We start from the raw sequence: 16211 nt of genomic DNA on the forward strand, positions 1-16211 counted from the left end.
CAACAGTCGATATGTCTTGGCGACGGCGGGCGCCGGGGCCGGCGGAAAACAGGCAGGCCTCCCGGAGGAGGCCTGCCATACCTGGGCGGGTTGCCCCGCCAGGGCGGGGGGCGGTATCAGCCTTGCGACGGGTAGTCCAGGTTGCCGAACGAGTAGTGGCCGCTGGCCTTGGCCTGGGCCAGCTCGGCCTGCACCTGGGCGCGGGTCAGGTGGCTGCCCTGGTCGGCGGCCTGGGGCGGATACTGTTCTTCACCGTAGGTGACCAGGCCGGCGGCCTTGGCCTGCGCCAGTTCTTCCTGGACCTGGGCCCGGGTCACGTTCGAGGCCGGGGTCACCGTGGCGGGGTAGTCCAGTTCGCCGAAGGTGTACTGGCCGTTGGCCTTGGCCTGGGCCAGCTCGGCTTGCACCTGGGCGCGGGTCAGGGGTTGCGATTGGTCGGCGGCCTGGGCACCGGCGGCGACGCCCAGGGAAAGCAGGATGGCAGTGGCAATGTTCTTCATGGCAGATCTCCAGTTGTCTTGTTGGGACATCGCGCCCGGTTGGTTTCGGGGGTGCGAATGTTTCCCGGTGAAGACATTCTGGACCTGCACGACACTAGGATAAACCCTAGTTTTCTGAAAATATTTTTCCAAAATGTCGACTAATCGGCATTTCAGAAGGGGAATCGGGGCTGGCTGCCGGATATTCCACCGCCGGCACGGTGTCTGGCGCCCATGGCACTACCTTAAGACCGATCTCGTGATTTCCTGGCCATTGCTGTGGGTATTGCACTTGAGAGGTTGCGTTCTAGCCCCGTCCCGCGTCGTCCGGGCAGGCGGTGTTGGCGCACGTGCGTCGGGCTCGGGCGCATGCAGGCGCCCTCGGCCTGCTGCGCAGGCTGCCCCGCCGCCCAACGCGCCGACACCGCCTGCCCGGACGACGCGGGACTGCGATAGTTGAATTCGAACTGCCGCTCAGCACCCGTATCGCAGGATCGGCCAGCTTATCCAGGTGTCCGACTCCCGCAGGGTGTCGGACACCGTACGACTGAGACGGCTGCGGCTTACTTCGGTGTCAGGCACCTGGCGGAGCCCGACACCTGGGCAATACCCAGACAAAACGCCGTCTTTCGCCTTAAGGTAGTGCCATGGGTGCCAGACACCTATCTAGGCTATCTAGTTTCGGGGCGGTTTCGCCTCAGCGCAGCAGGTCGTCCTGCGCGGCTTTCAGGTCGTCCTGGGCTTCTTTCAGTTTGCGCAGCGCCTTGTCGATCTTGTCCTGCCGGCCGTCGCGGCGCGCTTCGGCCAGTTCTTCTTCGCGTTCGGTGACTTCTTCGCGGCGTTCGGCCAGGGCGTCCTGGCGTTCGGCGCGCAGCGACGCGTCGGTGCACGAGCCGCGCGCCTCGGACAGGGCCTTGCGCAGGCCGGCTTCGCGGCGGCTGTTGCCCTGGGCCTGCGCGGCCGCGATGTCGTTTTCGATGTGGCAGAACTTGGCCTCGCAGCCGCGCAGCGCGGCGCAGTCCCGGGCGGGGGCAGCGGCCGCGGCGGCGGCTGCGCTGGTGGCCGCCAGGGCGGCGGCAGCCAGCAATACGGGGAATCGGACAGGCAAACGAACGTGCATGGAGCGTCCTCGCGTGGCGGCACGCCGCGGACGGCGGGGTGCCTAGATCAGGGTGCCGGCCAGCGCCGCCGCCACCAGCAATGCGCCGGTCCAGAGGTTGGCCCGGAACAGCATGAAATTGCGGTCGGGGCGCTGCAGATCGAAGGTGTACAGCTGCCAGGCCAGGTGCACGGCCACGGCCGCCATGCCTGCCTGGTAGCCCCAGCCCAGGCCCATGGCGTAGCCGCCCCAGGCCCACAGCGCAATGGTAGTGGCATAGAAACCGCCGATCCACAGCTTGCCGCGGGCGCCGAAGCGCATGGCGGTAGAGCGCAGGCCCAGCTGCCGGTCGTCGCGCACGTCGACATAGGCATAGATGCTGTCATAGCCCACCTGCCACAGCACGGCGCCCAGCCACATGGCGATGCCGGCCAGCGGCAGGAAGTTCTGCGTGTCGGACCAGGCCATCAGCATGCCCCAATTGAAGCAGATGCCCAGCACCACTTGCGGCCAATAGGTAACGCGCTTGCACAGCGGGTAGATGAACACGAAGGGCAGCACGGCCACCGCCAGCCAGCGGCTCATTTCGTTGATGAAGAACAGCAGCGAGCCGCACACCAGCAGCTGGCCCAGCAGGAACCACACCGCGTTGCGCATGCTGAGCTGGCCGCTGGTCAGCGGACGGAAGCGCGTGCGTTCGACATGCTTGTCGATGTCGCGGTCGCACATGTCGTTGACGGTGCAGCCGATGCCGCGCATAAGCAGGGCGCCCAGCGAGAACACGATCAGGCGGCGCAGGTCGGGCAGGCCGCCGGCGGCCTGGATCAGGGCGGCGATGCACGGCAGCAGGGTCAGCCAGGTGCCGATGGCGCGGTCCAGCCGGCACAGGCGCGCATAGGGACGCCATGGCCGGGGCAGCCAGCGTTCGACCCAGTCGGTGAAGACGATGTCGTTGAGATCGGGGGATGTGGATTGCGGCGCGCTCACCATGAGGACGATACGGCAGGTAGTGGGCGTTGAAAAGATACGGGCGGCGGCCGGCGCCGCCGCCCGGCGGTTCAGTCGTACTGTTTGATGAGCTTGCCCAGGATTGCGATGCCGGCGCGGATGCGCTCTTCGGGCACCGTGGCGAAGCTCAGGCGCAGCGTGTTGGCGCGCGGCTTGCCGGCGTAGAACGGCCCGCCCGGCACGAAGGCCACGTTCTGCGCCACCGCCTGCGTCAGCAGTTGGGCGCTGTCGATGTGCTCGGGCAGCGTCACCCACAGGAACATGCCGCCTTCCGGCCGGGTCCAGCTGACCGTGGCGGGGAATTCGCGTTCGATGGCCTCGAGCATGCAGCGGCCCTGGGCGCGGTAGATTTCGCGCACGGTGGGCAGGTGCTGTTCCAGGAAGCCGTCTTTCACGACTTCGTAGACCGCCATCTGGGTGAGCGTGGGCGTGTGCAGGTCGGTGGCCTGCTTGGCCTGCACGAGCTTGTCGATGATGCTGCGGTGGGCCGCGATGTAGCCCAGGCGCAGGCCCGGCGCCAGCACCTTCGAGAACGTGCCCAGGCGGATGACGTTGGCGCCGCACTCGCCGGCCAGCGCCAGCAGGCCGGGCTGGGGTTCGCCGGCGTAGCGCAGTTCGCCGTAGGGGTCGTCTTCGATGATGGGCAGGCCGAGCTGCGCGGCCTGCTGCACCAGCGCCTTGCGGCGCGCCAGGTTCAGGGTGCGGCCGGTGGGGTTCTGGAAGTTGGGCAGCGCATACAGGAAGCGCGCGCCGGCGGCCAGCTCGGGCGTGATGGATTCCGGGATCAGGCCGCCGTCATCGGTGGGCACGGGCACGTATTGCGGCTGGTACAGGCTGAACGATTGCAGCGCGCCCAGGTAGCTGGGGTCTTCGACCAGGATCTTGCTGCCTTCGTCGATAAGCACCTTGCCCAGCAGGTCGAGCGCCTGCTGCGAACCCGACACGATCAGGATCTGGTCGGGGGCCACGTTGGCGCCGGCGCGGTTCAGGTCGTCGGCCACCCACTGGCGCAGCGGCGCATAGCCTTCGGTGGGCCCGTACTGCAGCGCGGCTCGGCCGTTGGTGGCCAATACCTTGTCGAACGCCGCGCGTACTACCTCGACCGGGAACCCGCCAGGGGCGGGCAGGCCGCCCGCGAAAGAAATGACCTCGGGCCGCTCGGTGACCTTGAGGATTTCGCGGATGGCGGAGCTGGTGAGTTGCTTGGCGCGTTCGGAAAATGCGCACACGGGTTCGAAAGGCTTGTCCATGGAAGGGCTTCTTGACGAAAGAACGGGAAAAAAAGAGCAAACATTGTCCCACAACGCCGATGCTGCGCCGCACGGCGGGGCGGTGCCTCTAAAATCAGTTGGTTCGATAGTTGCCTGTACAGTTACATTTCATGTTCACCGCCACCGACCTGCCCACCGACGACAAGCCCCGTTTCTACGCCGAACTGGCCGCCCAGGCGCGCGCCCTGCTCGACGGCGAAACCGACCGCATCGCCAACGCCGCCAACTTCGCCGCGCTGGCCTATCAGGCCCTGCCCCGCATCAACTGGGCCGGCTTCTACTTCTACGACGGCCGCGAACTGGTGCTGGGCCCGTTCCAGGGCAAGCCGGCCTGCGTGCGCATCGCCCTGGGCCGCGGCGTGTGCGGCACGGCGGCCAGCCAGCGCCAGACCCAGCTGGTGGCCGACGTAAACGCCTTTCCCGGCCACATTGCGTGCGACGCCGCGTCGCGGTCCGAGGTCGTGGTGCCGCTGGTGCGCCAGGGCGAACTGATCGGCGTGTGGGATGTCGACAGCCCCGAACCGGGCCGTTTCGACGAAGACGACCGCCAGGGCATGCAGGCGCTGTGCGCGGTATTCCTGGACAGCCTGGCCTAGGGTATATTCCCTTCCCATGTTCCCGGCCCATTGCTCCGCTGCCCATTCCCGCGCCCCCGGCGCGGCGGCGCGTTGCATCGGCCTGAAATCCAAAAAACAGCAGCTCATCTGACCGGAGCAGGCTGTTCCGTCAGATGGGCGACGGAACGGCGGCAATCCGGCGGCGCGGCGCGCTGCGTGTTTTCCTCCTGCATCCCTGGCACTTCTGCACGGTTCCCCAAGCGGTCCGACTTGTAGGAGTGTGTCATGTCTGTTTCTTCTGCTGCGGCGGTCTTCCAGGGTGTCTGGGTGCCGCTGGTCACGCCTTTTTCCGATACCGGCATCGACGGCGGCGCCCTGCGCCGCCTGGTGCGCTACTGCGCCGCCGCCGGCGTGGACGGCCTGGTGGTGTGCGGCAGCACCGGCGAGGCGGCCGCGCTGGACGATGCCGAGCAACTGGCGGTGCTGGACACCGTGCTGGACGAGGCCGGCGCGCTGCCGGTGGTGATGGGCCTGGCCGGCAATCACCAGGGCCACGTGCTGCAGCGGCTGGCCGCCTTCGGCACGCGGCCGCTGGCCGGGGTGCTGGCGCCGGCGCCGTATTACGTGCGGCCCGGCCAGCAGGGGGCGCTGGCTTACTTCCGTGCCCTGGCCGATGCCTCGCCCGCGCCGCTGGTGCTGTACGACATTCCGTACCGCACCGGCACGCAACTGGATACCGGGACGCTGCTGGCCCTGGCCCGGCACGGCAATATCGCCGCCGTGAAGGATTGCGGCGGCTCGCTGGACAAGACCGCGGCGCTGATCGCCGACGGCCGCCTGCGCGTGATGGCGGGCGAGGACTTCCAGGCGCTGTCCACCCTGTGCCTGGGCGGCAGCGGCATGATCGCCGCGGCCGCCCACATCCGCCCCGACCTGTTCGTGGCCCTGGACCGCGCCGTGCGCGCCCAGCGCCTGGATGTGGCGCGCCGCCTGTTCCATGCCCTGGCGCCGGTGATCCGGCTGGTGTTCGCCGAGCCCAATCCCGGCCCGCTGAAGGCCTGGCTGGCCGGGCAGGGACTGCTGCCGGACGTGCTGCGCCCGCCCATGCCGCGCGCCAGCGCGGACCTGGCGGCCAGGCTGGCGCATGCCGTGGCCGAGCTGGAGCGGCAGTTTCCGGCATCGTGCGGCGCGCCGCCGTGCTACCGCCCCGACTCGAGCCCCAACGGCCGGGCCACGCGCAGCAATGGCAGCCCCGCGGCCAGCACCGCCAGCCCCAGCAAGGCTCCCAGGCCCGCGTAGCGCGCGCTGGACCACATCAGCCCGGCGCAGCTCAGCGCGAACAGCAGCGGCGTCAGCGGATACAGCGGAACGCTGAACGGACGCGGGCGGCCGGGCTGCAGGCGGCGCAGGCGCCAGACGGCCGCCGCCACCAGCAGCATGAAGAACCAGAACACCGGCGCCGTATAGGCCACCATGGCCTGCACGCCGTTGTCGGCCAGCGCGCCGAAGCCCACCAGCGCCAGCGTAATGAGGCCCTGCGCCAGCAGCGCCGCCGCCGGCGCCTGCCCGCGCGCCGACCATCCGCCCAGCCGGCGCAGTGCCGGCACGTCGTCGCCCAGCGCTACATAAACGCGCGCGCCGGTCATGATGGTGCCGTTGATAGTGCTGAGCGCCGTGCAGCACACCAGCAGGCTGAGCAGCACCGCCGCATGCGGCCCGGCGGCGATCTGCATGACGTCGGCGCCGACCGCGCTGGCCTGGCGCAGCCCCTGCAGGCCGAACATATCCAGCAGCGCCACGTTGACCAGCAGGTAGATGCCGGTGACGACCGCCGTGCCGATCAGCAGCACGCGGCTCATGTTGCGGGCCGGGTCGCGCAGCTCGCCCGACAGGTAGGCCGATTCGTTCCAGCCGCCGTAGGTCAGCAGCACATACACCATGCCCAGGCCCAGCATGCTGGCCAGGCCCTCTTGCGGAGGCGGGCTGCTGGCGGCCAGGGCTTGCGCGGGCGCGTCGCCGGCCAGCATGCCGGCCGCCACCACCGCCATCAGCGCCGCCACCGTCATCGCGGTGAACGCGATCTGCAGGCGCTTGGTCGGCCGGGTGCCGGCAATGTTCAAGGCGGTAAGCGCCGCCACGGCCAGCGCGGCGTGCAGCGCCGGTCCGTGGCGGCCCAGGTCGAGCAGTTGCTGGGCGTAGTCGCCGTAAATGAAGGCGACCGCCGCGATGGCGCCGGTCTGGATCACGGTGCAGCGCGCCCAGGCGAACATCAGGCCGGTGCGCGCGCCCCAGGCCAGGACCAGGTAGCGGTATTCGCCGCCCGGATCGGGATAGGCCGAGCCCAGTTCGGCATAGCACAGCGCCCCCAGCAGCATGACGGCGCCACCGGCCAGCCACAGCAGGATATACATGGCGGGCGAGCTGGCATGCTGCGCCACCAGGGGCGGGAAGCCGAAAATGCCGATGCCGATGACCACGCCGACCAGCACCGCCACAGCGTCCAGCACCGACAGGCCGCCGGAGCGGCCCGGCGGGGCGGCCGCGCTCATCGGGCCTGCCTGCTGGCCTGCCAGCCCTGTTCGGCGCCGTCGGCCGCCAGCGCGACGATGGTGTCGCCGCGCACCTGGCCCACGAACTGCAGCGGCTTGCCGCCGTCGTCCAGCACCAGGCTCAGGCGGTCGCCGCGCAGCCGGGCCTGCGACACGCCCAGCTGCGCGTCGTCGCGCCGCGCGGTGGCGGTGACTTTCTGGAAGTGCTGCGCCATCTGCACCGTGATCGGGCCGCCGGGATGCCGGATCTGCCAGGTGCCGGCCACCTTGGCGGGCACGATCCACAAATACAGCGACCGGCCGTCCACCGTTTCGTATTGGTCGCTGTCCCAGTCGCCCATGGTGAAAGCGTGCGACACCACCCGCGTGCCCGGCGCCAGGTCGCTGAGAATGCGCGGGCGCAGCTTCAGGTTCACGTCGGGCAGCAGGTACATGGTCAGCACGGTGGCTTTCGAGATGTCGGTTTCGAACAGGTTCTGCTGCACGAAGCGCACGCGGTCCTGCACGCCCGCCTTCCTGGCGTTGGCGCGGGCCTCGGCGATGCGTTCGGGATCGATGTCGATGCCGGTGGCCTGCGTGGCCTTGCGGTCGCGCACCGCGGCGATGGCGATGCGGCCGTCGCCCGAGCCCAGGTCGATGACGGTGTCCTGCGGGCCGACATAGGCCATGTCCAGCATCTTGGCGACGGCGTCTTCGGGCGTAGGCACGAAGGGCACGTCCAGTTTGACCGGCTCGGCGGCCTGGACGGGCGCGGCGGCCAGCGCCAGGGTGGCGGCCAGGGCCGCCAGTGCGTGGCGGCGCGAAAAAACCGGTGATGGGGAAGCTGCGGGACGGGTCGCTGGCATGGCGGGCTCCGGTGGAGGCGCGGGCGGCCTGCAAGCGCCGGCCCGGCGCGTGGCTTACAAGAAACTGAACAAAATCATGGGTGCTACGCTCGGATCTTTCAATCGTTGTTACGTCTGGTCAAAGCCGCGCACCGCGCCAGTGCGCCGGGTCCGCGCCATTAGGGCGTATCCGGGTAGGCAGCGGTACGCTTGTGTTCTACAACGCAGCACCATGCAGCCGGTCGCGCGTCGCGCCGGCATACCCACAAGGGGAGACACATTCCATGGCCACCGATCCCGGCGGTACCGATCTGGTGTTCGATTACATCGTGGTGGGCGCCGGGTCGGCCGGCTGCCTGCTGGCCAACCGCCTGTCGGCCGACGGCGGCAAGCGCGTGCTGCTGCTGGAAGCCGGCGGCCGCGACAACTGGCACTGGATCCACATCCCGGTGGGCTACCTGTACTGCATAGGCAATCCGCGCACCGACTGGTGCTACCGCACCCACCCGGACCCCGGCCTGAACGGCCGCAGCCTGGGCTACCCGCGCGGCCGCGTGCTGGGCGGCAGCTCGTCGATCAATGGCATGATCTACATGCGCGGCCAGCGCGCCGACTACGACGGCTGGGCCGCGCAGGGCAACCCCGGCTGGGGCTGGGACGACGTGCTGCCCTTCTTCAAGCGCAGCGAAGACCACCACGCCGGCGCCAGCGAATTCCACGGCGGCGACGGCGAATGGCGGGTCGAGCGCCAGCGCCTGTCGTGGGACTTGCTCGATGCTTTCCGCGACGCGGCGGCGCAGGCCGGCATTGCGCCGGTATCCGACTTCAACCAGGGCGACAACGAAGGCTGCGATTATTTCGAGGTGAACCAGCGTCGCGGCTTGCGCTGGAGCGCGGCCAGCGCCTTTCTGAAGCCGGCGGCCGGGCGCCCGAACCTGCACATCATGACCGGCGCGCGGGTGTCGCGCGTGGTGTTCCAGAACCGCCGCGCCGAGGGGGTGGCGTTCCGCCTGGAAGACGGCACTGAAAAAATCGCCCGCGCGCGCGCCGAAGTCATTCTGGCCGCCGGCGCCATCGGGTCGCCGCAGCTGCTGCAGGTGTCGGGCGTGGGGCCGGCGGCCCTGCTGCAGGCCCGCGGCGTGCCGGTGGTGCACGACCTGCCCGGCGTGGGCGAGAACCTGCAAGACCATCTGCAGCTGCGCATGATCTACCGCGTGACCGGCGCCAAGACGCTGAACGCCATCGCGGGCACCCTGTGGGGCAAGGCCATGATGGCGGCGCAATATGCCCTGTGGCGGCGCGGCCCGCTCAGCATGGCGCCTTCGCAGCTGGGCGCCTTCGCGCGTTCGGGCCCCGACCAGGCGCGCGCCAACGTCGAATACCATGTGCAGCCGCTGTCGCTGGAAAAATTCGGCGACGCGCTGCATGCGTTTCCGGCCTTTACCGCATCGGTGTGCAACCTGCGTCCCACCAGCCGGGGGCATGTGCGCATCACCAGCCCGCAGGCCGACGACCACCCCGAGATCCTGTGCAACTACCTGGCCACCGAGGCCGACCGCCGCGTGGCCGCCGAAAGCCTGCGCCTGACCCGCCGCATCGTGGCGCAGCCGGCCCTGGCGCGCTACGCCCCCGAAGAATACAAACCGGGCAGCGCCTGCCAGACCGACGACGAACTGGCGCGCGCCGCCGGCGACATCGGCACCACCATTTTCCATCCGGTCGGCACCTGCAAAATGGGCGTGGATGCACTGGCGGTGGTAGACCCCGAGCTGCGCGTGCACGGCCTGCAGGGGCTGCGCGTGATCGACGCGTCCATCATGCCCACCATCACCTCGGGCAACACCAATTCGCCCACCGTCATGATCGCCGAGAAAGGCGCGCACCTGCTGCGATGACGGGGCCCTGCGGTATAGTCCGACAGTTTTCGCGCATGCGGACCCGGCCTGCCGCGGCCGCGAGCGTCCGTTCCTGGGTTTCCTGCTAATGCCTGACACAATCGAACTTGTCGCCACCGTACTGTTCGCGGTGGCCGTGATCCACACGTTCTCGGTGCCCGTGTTCGCGCGCCTGGCGCATCGCAACGGCCCGCACTCGGGTTGCTGGCACTTGCTGTCCGAAGTCGAGGCCGTGTTCGGCGTGTGGGCCTTCGTGCTGATCGTCTGCATGGCGCTGCTGCGCGGCAGCGAAACCGCCATCCAGTACATGGATACGCGCAACTTCACCGAGCCGCTGTTCGTATTCGTGATCATGGTGGTGGCCGCCAGCCGTCCCATACTGGAACTGGTGGGCATGCTGGTGCGCGGCCTGGCGCGCCTGCTGCCGCTGCAGCGCGACGTGGCCACCTTCTTCGTGGTGATGTCGGTGGTGCCGCTGGGCGGCTCGTTCATTACCGAGCCGGCCGCCATGACGCTGGCGGCCATCCTGCTGCGCGACGGCTATTTCCGTGTGGCCGGCCACACCCGCTTCAAATACCTGGCGCTGGGCGTGCTGTTCGTCAATGTGTCGATCGGCGGCGTGCTGACCGCCTACGCGGCCCCGCCCGTGCTGATGGTGGCCTCGACCTTCGGCTGGGACACGGCTTTCATGTCCACCCACTTCGGCTGGCGCGCCGCCATCGCGGTGGGCATCAATGCCGGCATCCTGACATGGATCTGCCGCGACGCGCTGACCGCCCACGCCATCGGCACCGGCAGCGGCGTCAACGCCGCTGAAGATTCGCCTTCGTCGCGCCCGCCGGCGCCCTGGCCGGTCATACTGGTCCACCTGGTGTTCCTGGTGGGCGTGGTCATGACGGCCCACCATCCCGCCGTGTTCCTGGGCCTGATGATGATGTTCATCGGTTTCGCGCACGCCTATCGGCGCCATCAAGACCGCCTGCTGATCCGCGAAGGGCTGATGGTGGGCTTCTTCCTGGCCGGGCTGGTGGTGCTGGGCGGCCTGCAGAAATGGTGGCTGCAAGACCTGTTGGGCGGCCTGGAGCCCGCCGTGCTGTTCTGGGGGGCGACGGCGCTGACCGCTATTACCGACAACGCCGCGCTGACCTACCTGGGCTCGCTGGTCGAAGGCGCCAGCCCCGTCTGGCATTACATGCTGGTGGCCGGCGCCGTCACCGGCGGCGGGCTTACCGTTATCGCCAACGCCCCCAATCCGGCCGGCTACGCCATTTTGCGGCCGTATTTCCCCAACGAGGCCATCTCGGCGGGCCGGTTGTTCCTGTCGGCGCTGGCGCCCACTCTGGTGGCGGCCGGCATGTTCCTGCTGCCGGTGGGGCGCTGATACGGCCTTTTTGGCAAAAACCGCTAAAATTCAAGTCTTTCCCGTATTGATCCGGCGCCGCCTGGCCGCTGCCCGCTTGCCGTGGGCGGTGAAATGGCGGTTTTTGATGCGCCGGTGCGCCTGGAAATTCCCAACCATGCCTATCTATGCCTACAAATGCAGCGCCTGCGGCCATGCCAAAGACGTACTGCAGAAGTTTTCCGATGCGCCGCTGTCGGTTTGCCCCGAGTGCGGGCAGGCCACCTTTGCCAAGCAGGTCACCGCGGCCGGCTTCCAGCTCAAGGGCTCGGGCTGGTATGTCACCGATTTCCGCAACGGCGGCAGCCAGGCCAAGTCCGACGGCGCCAAGGCCGGCGCCAGCGCCCCCAAGGCCGACGCGCCGGCCAAAAGCGACACGCCCGCCAAGAGCGACAGCGCCGCCCCGGCTGCCCCGGCTCCCGCCGCGTCTTCCTGACCGCCACACAGGCCAAGCCGTATGCGCGTTTTCAAGAAGTATTTCATCACCGGGTTGCTGATCTGGGTTCCGCTGGCCATCACCATCTGGGTGCTGGGCCTGCTGATCGCCACCCTCGAGGGCTTCGTGCCCAGCTTCTTGTCGTCGCAATCCCTGCTCGGCATCGACATCCCGGGCTTTCGCTTCGTGCTGGTCATCCTGGTGGTGCTGCTGACCGGCATGTTCGCCGCCAACCTGCTGGGCCGCACCCTGGTCGAACAATGGGAAGCCCTGCTGGGCCGCATCCCGCTGGTGCGCTCCATCTACAATTCGGTCAAGCAGGTCAGCGACACGGTGCTTGCGCCCAATGGCCAGGCGTTCCGCCAGGCGGTGCTGGTGCAGTACCCGCGCGCCGGCTCGTGGACCATCGCATTCCTGACGGGCGCGCCCGGCGGCGAAGTCGCCGGCTACCTGCCGGGCGAACACGTCAGCGTCTATGTGCCCACCACGCCGAACCCCACGTCCGGGTTCTTCCTGATGATGCCGCGCGACCACGTCGTCGAATTGCAGATGAGCGTGGACGCCGCCCTGAAGTACATCGTTTCCATGGGCGTCGTGGCGCCGCCGGCCCAACCGGCCCCGGCAGCCGCCCCCATCCCGACGGCCCCGGCCGTCGATTCGTAACCTTTTCACGCTGAACACAGCACCTAGGAGTCATCCCGCAATGCGTACCTGCTACACCGGCGAGGTTTGCCGCGATCATCTCGGCCAGACTGTCACCCTGTATGGCTGGGTGAACCGCCGCCGCGACCACGGCGGGGTCATCTTCATCGACCTGCGCGATCGCGCGGGGCTGGCGCAGATCGTGTTCGATCCCGACAACGCCGCCTTCGCCACCGCCGAGCGCCTGCGCAACGAGTTCTGCATCCGCGTCACGGGCCTGGTGCGCCTGCGCCCCGAAGGCACGGCCAACCCGGAACTGGCGTCGGGCGAAATCGAAGTGCTGTGCAAAGAGGTCGAGATCCTCAACGCCTCGATCACGCCGCCGTTCCAGCTCGATGACGACAACCTGTCCGAAACCACGCGCCTGACGCATCGCGTGCTCGACCTGCGCCGCCCGCAGATGCAGCGCAACCTGATGCTGCGCTACCGCGTGTCGATCGAGGTGCGCAAGTTCCTGGACCAGCTCGGGTTCATCGACATCGAAACCCCCATGCTGACCAAAAGCACGCCGGAAGGCGCGCGCGACTACCTGGTGCCCTCGCGCGTCAACGCCGGGCATTTCTTCGCGCTGCCGCAGTCCCCGCAGCTGTTCAAGCAGATGCTGATGGTGTCGGGTTTCGACCGCTACTACCAGATCACCAAGTGCTTCCGCGACGAAGACCTGCGCGCCGACCGCCAGCCTGAATTCACCCAGATCGACTGCGAGACTTCGTTCCTGAACGAAGTCGAGATCCGCCAGATCTTCGAAGACATGATCCGCCACGTCTTCAAGACCGTGCAGAACGTCGAGCTGCCCGCGCCGTTCCCCCAGATGACCTGGACCGAAGCCATGCAGCGCTACGGTTCCGACAAGCCCGACCTGCGCGTGAACCTCGAATTCACCGACGTCACCGACGTCATGCGCGATGTCGACTTCAAGGTGTTCGCGGCCGCCGCCACGGCGCCGGGCAGCCGCGTGGTGGCCTTGCGCGTGCCGGGCGGCGCCGAGCTGTCGCGCAGCGAAATCGACGCCTACACGCAGTTCGTGGGCATCTACGGCGCCAAGGGCCTGGCGTACATCAAGGTCAACGACGCAGGCAAGGGCCGTGAAGGCCTGCAGTCGCCCATCGTCAAGAACCTGCACGATGCCGCGCTGGCCGAACTGCTCAAGCGCAGCGGCGCGCAAAGCGGCGACATCATTTTCTTCGGCGCCGACCGCGCCAAGATCGTCAACGACGCCATCGGCGCGCTGCGCGTCAAGATCGGCCACAGCGAATTCGGCAAGAAGGCCGGCCTGGCTTCCACCGAGTGGAAGCCGCTGTGGGTGGTGGACTTCCCCATGTTCGAATACGACGAGGAAGACGGCCGCTACACCGCCGCGCACCATCCGTTCACCAGCCCCAAAGACGGCCACGAAGACTTCCTGGAATCCGATCCCAGCAAGGCGTTCGCCAAGGCCTACGACATGGTGCTCAACGGCTGGGAAATCGGCGGCGGCTCGGTGCGCATCCACCGCGAAGAAGTGCAGAGCAAGGTGTTCCGCGCCCTGAAGATCGGCGCCGAAGAGGCCCGCGAGAAATTCGGCTTCCTGCTCGACGCCCTGCAGTACGGCGCGCCTCCGCACGGCGGCATCGCCTTCGGCCTGGACCGCATTGTTACCATGATGACCGGCGCCGAGTCGATCCGCGACGTTATCGCTTTCCCCAAGACCCAGCGCGCGCAGTGCCTGCTGACGCAGGCGCCGTCCGAGGTCGACGAGAAGCAATTGCGCGAACTGCACATCCGCCTGCGCAATGTCGAAGTGAAATGAAGTAATCTGGGGGCAGAGGGTGCCGCCGGCCATGCCGCGGCGCCCGCCCGCTATCCCGGGGGCGAGGTGGCCTGCGCCGTCCCGCCCACCCAATAAGAAAAGGCGCCATTCGGTTCATGTCGCTTATCCGCGTAGTCAGCTACAACATCCACAAGGGCCGCTCGTCCCTGGGCCGGCGCGAATCGTTGAACGATCTGCGCCTGGGGTTGTACGGCCTGCGCCCCGACCTGGTCTTCCTGCAGGAAGTGCAGGGCCGCAACGACCACATTTCCCTTCTGGATGCCCAGCACGAATCGCTGGCGGCCGCGCTGCGGCTGGACGTGGCCTATGGCTGCAATGCCATCCGCAACCGCTCCGACCATGGCAATGCGCTGCTGTCGCGCTATGCCATCATGGAACACGAGAACCAGGACATCTCCGATCACCGGCTCGAACAGCGCGGGCTGCTGCACGCCCGCATCGAGGTCGAGGGCCGCGACGTGCACTGTTTCGTGGTGCATCTGGGCCTGTTCGCGGGCAGCCGCACCCGCCAGATCCAGGCGCTTACCGACCGCATCAGCCGGCTGGTGCCCGAGGGCGATCCCATCCTGGTGGCGGGCGATTTCAACGACTGGGGCGACCGCCTGGCGCCGCTGTTCGTGCAGCAGCTGGGCCTGTACGAAGTCTTTGCCAATGCGCCGCGCAGCCATGGCGGCGAACTGCCCCGCCTGCGCGATTCGGTGCGGCGGCTGGGCAACGTGCTGCGCGGCGTGCCCAACAATGTGGCGGTGATGGAACGCAACAACCAGCTGGGCATGGGCGGCGCCTATTGCCCGCTGCCGCCGCCGCGCACCTTTCCGGCTGTGTTCCCCTGGTTTCGGCTCGACCGCATCTACCAGCGCGGCTTCGCCGTGCGCAGCGCGCGCGTACTGCGCGGCCGCGAGTGGGCCAAATTGTCCGACCATGCCCCCCTGCTGGCGGAGCTTGAGTTGCCGTGAAGGCAGATATCGTCAGGCTGGACTGGACCGACGACAACGCCATTGAACTGCTGCAGAATGGCGCCGATTTCTTTCCGGCGCTGTGCCGGGCCATCGACGCCGCCCGCGTCAGCGTGCACCTGGAAACTTATATTTTCCTGATCGACCGCACCGGCGAGCGCGTGCTGCAAAGCCTGGAACGGGCGGCCCGGCGCGGCGTGAAGGTGCGCGTGGTGCTCGACGGCTTCGGCAGCACCGACACCGCCCGCGCCGTGGGCGACCGCATCACGGCGGCGGGCGGGCGCTGCCGCGTCTATCGGCCCGAACCGCCCTGGTACGGCCGCCTGGTGCCGTCGCGCAGCCGGCTGCGCCGCCTGCACCGCAAGGTGGCGGTGGTGGATGGCAGCATCGCCTTTGTCGGCGGCATCAACATCGTCGACGACTACGACGACCTGGACCCTTGCGACAACATCCCGGGCGCGCGCTTCGATTTTGCCGTGCAGGTGCGGGGCTCGCTGGTGGACGATGCGGTGCGCGCGCAAGACCTGCTGTGGGTGCGATTGAGCTGGGCGCGCCTGCGGCGCCATCCGCGCGAATGGGTGCGCCTGCGCCTGGCCCGGCCCCCCCGGCGCTCCGCCCCGCCGGCGGGCCGCCAGCGCGCGGCCCTGGTGCTGCGCGACAACCTGCGCTTCCGGCAGACCTTCGAGCGCGCCTACCTGTACGGCATTCAGCACGCGCGGCGCGACATCCTGATCGGCAACGCGTATTTCTTTCCCGGCCGCCAGTTCCGCAAGGCACTGCTGCGGGCGGCCGCGCGCGGCGTGCGCGTGCGCCTGCTGCTGCAGGGCAAGATCGAATACCACATGCAGTACTACGCCACCCGCTCGCTGTACGACCAGCTGCTGCGCGGCGGCATCGAGATCTACGAGTACATGCCCGGCTACCTGCACGCCAAGGTGGCGGTCATCGACAACATGGCCACGGTGGGTTCGTCCAACCTGGATCCGTTCAGCCTGCTGCTGGCGCGCGAGGCCAACGTGGTGGTCGACAACCAGCCCTTCGCCTGGGACTTGCAGCAGCGCCTGGAAGACGCCATTGCCGCGGGCGGGCGCTTCGTGCGGCCGTTGGACTACCAGCGGCGCGGCTGGCTGCGCCGCTGTGTGGATGCCGTGTCGTACACCTTGCTGCGCATCGGCGTGGCGTTGACGGGGCGCTCGGGGGAATACTGACTCTTGCCAGGTGTCAGG

General features: G+C 68.4%; 15 protein-coding genes. 9 read left to right on the top strand and 6 right to left on the bottom strand.

Annotated elements, in window-relative coordinates; all coding sequences use genetic code 11:
• Positions 1-116 precede the first annotated feature (116 nt).
• The 4 genes from J2P76_RS05565 to J2P76_RS05580 form a co-directional block, all read right to left on the bottom strand.
• Positions 117-500, bottom strand: a complete 384-nt coding sequence (locus tag J2P76_RS05565; RefSeq protein WP_207405117.1) for a DUF4148 domain-containing protein — start codon at positions 498-500, stop codon at positions 117-119.
• A gap of 676 nt (positions 501-1176) precedes the next feature.
• On the bottom strand, positions 1177-1599 hold the full coding sequence (locus J2P76_RS05570; protein WP_207405119.1) for a DUF1090 domain-containing protein: 423 nt from the start codon (positions 1597-1599) through the stop codon (positions 1177-1179).
• Between the two features lie 42 nt (positions 1600-1641).
• The gene (gene ubiA, locus J2P76_RS05575) at positions 1642-2565 is read right to left on the bottom strand and encodes a 4-hydroxybenzoate octaprenyltransferase (protein ID WP_207409126.1); all 924 of its coding nucleotides are present in this window, start codon (positions 2563-2565) and stop codon (positions 1642-1644) included.
• 71 nt (positions 2566-2636) lie between these two features.
• Positions 2637-3836, bottom strand: coding sequence for a PLP-dependent aminotransferase family protein (locus J2P76_RS05580; protein WP_207405121.1), 1200 nt, complete (start codon positions 3834-3836; stop codon positions 2637-2639).
• Positions 3837-3967: 131 nt separating this feature from the next.
• On the opposite strand from J2P76_RS05580, the gene J2P76_RS05585 reads away from it, so the two are divergent.
• The gene (locus J2P76_RS05585) at positions 3968-4453 is read left to right on the top strand and encodes a GAF domain-containing protein (RefSeq protein WP_207405122.1); all 486 of its coding nucleotides are present in this window, start codon (positions 3968-3970) and stop codon (positions 4451-4453) included.
• A gap of 246 nt (positions 4454-4699) precedes the next feature.
• Positions 4700-5713 (top strand): 4-hydroxy-tetrahydrodipicolinate synthase, encoded by a 1014-nt coding sequence (gene dapA / locus J2P76_RS05590; RefSeq protein WP_242697302.1) that lies wholly within the window; start codon positions 4700-4702, stop codon positions 5711-5713.
• Here dapA and J2P76_RS05595 read toward each other — a convergent pair.
• Positions 5614-6963: an APC family permease gene (locus J2P76_RS05595; RefSeq protein WP_207405124.1), complete on the bottom strand. Its 1350-nt coding sequence runs from the start codon at positions 6961-6963 to the stop codon at positions 5614-5616. The two genes, dapA and J2P76_RS05595, sit on opposite strands and share 100 nt — an antisense overlap.
• Positions 6960-7808 carry a methyltransferase domain-containing protein gene (locus J2P76_RS05600; protein WP_207405126.1) on the bottom strand — a complete coding sequence of 283 codons (849 nt, stop codon included), beginning with the start codon at positions 7806-7808 and terminating at the stop codon, positions 6960-6962. Before J2P76_RS05600 ends, J2P76_RS05595 begins: the two co-directional genes overlap by 4 nt.
• Before the next feature lie 263 nt (positions 7809-8071).
• On the opposite strand from J2P76_RS05600, the gene J2P76_RS05605 reads away from it, so the two are divergent.
• From J2P76_RS05605 to clsB, 7 genes are all read left to right on the top strand, one after another.
• On the top strand, positions 8072-9682 hold the full coding sequence (locus J2P76_RS05605) for a GMC family oxidoreductase (RefSeq protein ID WP_207405128.1): 1611 nt from the start codon (positions 8072-8074) through the stop codon (positions 9680-9682).
• Positions 9683-9770: 88 nt separating this feature from the next.
• The gene (locus J2P76_RS05610; protein ID WP_207405130.1) at positions 9771-11063 is read left to right on the top strand and encodes a putative Na+/H+ antiporter; all 1293 of its coding nucleotides are present in this window, start codon (positions 9771-9773) and stop codon (positions 11061-11063) included.
• A gap of 136 nt (positions 11064-11199) precedes the next feature.
• Positions 11200-11517 carry an FmdB family zinc ribbon protein gene (locus J2P76_RS05615; RefSeq protein WP_207405132.1) on the top strand — a complete coding sequence of 106 codons (318 nt, stop codon included), beginning with the start codon at positions 11200-11202 and terminating at the stop codon, positions 11515-11517.
• A 21-nt stretch (positions 11518-11538) separates the two neighbouring features.
• The gene (locus J2P76_RS05620) at positions 11539-12180 is read left to right on the top strand and encodes a DUF502 domain-containing protein (protein WP_207405134.1); all 642 of its coding nucleotides are present in this window, start codon (positions 11539-11541) and stop codon (positions 12178-12180) included.
• A gap of 40 nt (positions 12181-12220) precedes the next feature.
• The gene (gene aspS / locus J2P76_RS05625; protein WP_207405136.1) at positions 12221-14008 is read left to right on the top strand and encodes an aspartate--tRNA ligase; all 1788 of its coding nucleotides are present in this window, start codon (positions 12221-12223) and stop codon (positions 14006-14008) included.
• Between the two features lie 116 nt (positions 14009-14124).
• Positions 14125-14985 carry an endonuclease/exonuclease/phosphatase family protein gene (locus tag J2P76_RS05630; RefSeq protein WP_207405138.1) on the top strand — a complete coding sequence of 287 codons (861 nt, stop codon included), beginning with the start codon at positions 14125-14127 and terminating at the stop codon, positions 14983-14985.
• Positions 14982-16193 carry a cardiolipin synthase ClsB gene (gene clsB, locus J2P76_RS05635; protein WP_207405139.1) on the top strand — a complete coding sequence of 404 codons (1212 nt, stop codon included), beginning with the start codon at positions 14982-14984 and terminating at the stop codon, positions 16191-16193. Before J2P76_RS05630 ends, clsB begins: the two co-directional genes overlap by 4 nt.
• Positions 16194-16211 lie beyond the last annotated feature (18 nt).

Source organism: Bordetella petrii, assembly GCF_017356245.1.
In the GTDB taxonomy this organism is placed as follows: Bacteria; Pseudomonadota; Gammaproteobacteria; order Burkholderiales; family Burkholderiaceae_B; genus Bordetella_A; species Bordetella_A petrii_D.

Bases quoted from the DNA above. Each gene is read 5' to 3' on its own strand.
- J2P76_RS05565 (WP_207405117.1), bottom strand. From the start codon at position 500: ATGAAGAACATTGCCACTGCCATCCTGCTTTCCCTGGGCGTCGCCGCC.
- J2P76_RS05570 (WP_207405119.1), bottom strand. From the start codon at position 1,599: ATGCACGTTCGTTTGCCTGTCCGATTCCCCGTATTGCTGGCTGCCGCC.
- J2P76_RS05580 (WP_207405121.1), bottom strand. From the start codon at position 3,836: ATGGACAAGCCTTTCGAACCCGTGTGCGCATTTTCCGAACGCGCCAAG.
- J2P76_RS05585 (WP_207405122.1), top strand. From the start codon at position 3,968: ATGTTCACCGCCACCGACCTGCCCACCGACGACAAGCCCCGTTTCTAC.
- dapA (WP_242697302.1), top strand. From the start codon at position 4,700: ATGTCTGTTTCTTCTGCTGCGGCGGTCTTCCAGGGTGTCTGGGTGCCG.
- J2P76_RS05595 (WP_207405124.1), bottom strand. From the start codon at position 6,963: ATGAGCGCGGCCGCCCCGCCGGGCCGCTCCGGCGGCCTGTCGGTGCTG.
- J2P76_RS05600 (WP_207405126.1), bottom strand. From the start codon at position 7,808: ATGCCAGCGACCCGTCCCGCAGCTTCCCCATCACCGGTTTTTTCGCGC.
- J2P76_RS05605 (WP_207405128.1), top strand. From the start codon at position 8,072: ATGGCCACCGATCCCGGCGGTACCGATCTGGTGTTCGATTACATCGTG.
- J2P76_RS05610 (WP_207405130.1), top strand. From the start codon at position 9,771: ATGCCTGACACAATCGAACTTGTCGCCACCGTACTGTTCGCGGTGGCC.
- J2P76_RS05615 (WP_207405132.1), top strand. From the start codon at position 11,200: ATGCCTATCTATGCCTACAAATGCAGCGCCTGCGGCCATGCCAAAGAC.
- J2P76_RS05620 (WP_207405134.1), top strand. From the start codon at position 11,539: ATGCGCGTTTTCAAGAAGTATTTCATCACCGGGTTGCTGATCTGGGTT.
- aspS (WP_207405136.1), top strand. From the start codon at position 12,221: ATGCGTACCTGCTACACCGGCGAGGTTTGCCGCGATCATCTCGGCCAG.
- J2P76_RS05630 (WP_207405138.1), top strand. From the start codon at position 14,125: ATGTCGCTTATCCGCGTAGTCAGCTACAACATCCACAAGGGCCGCTCG.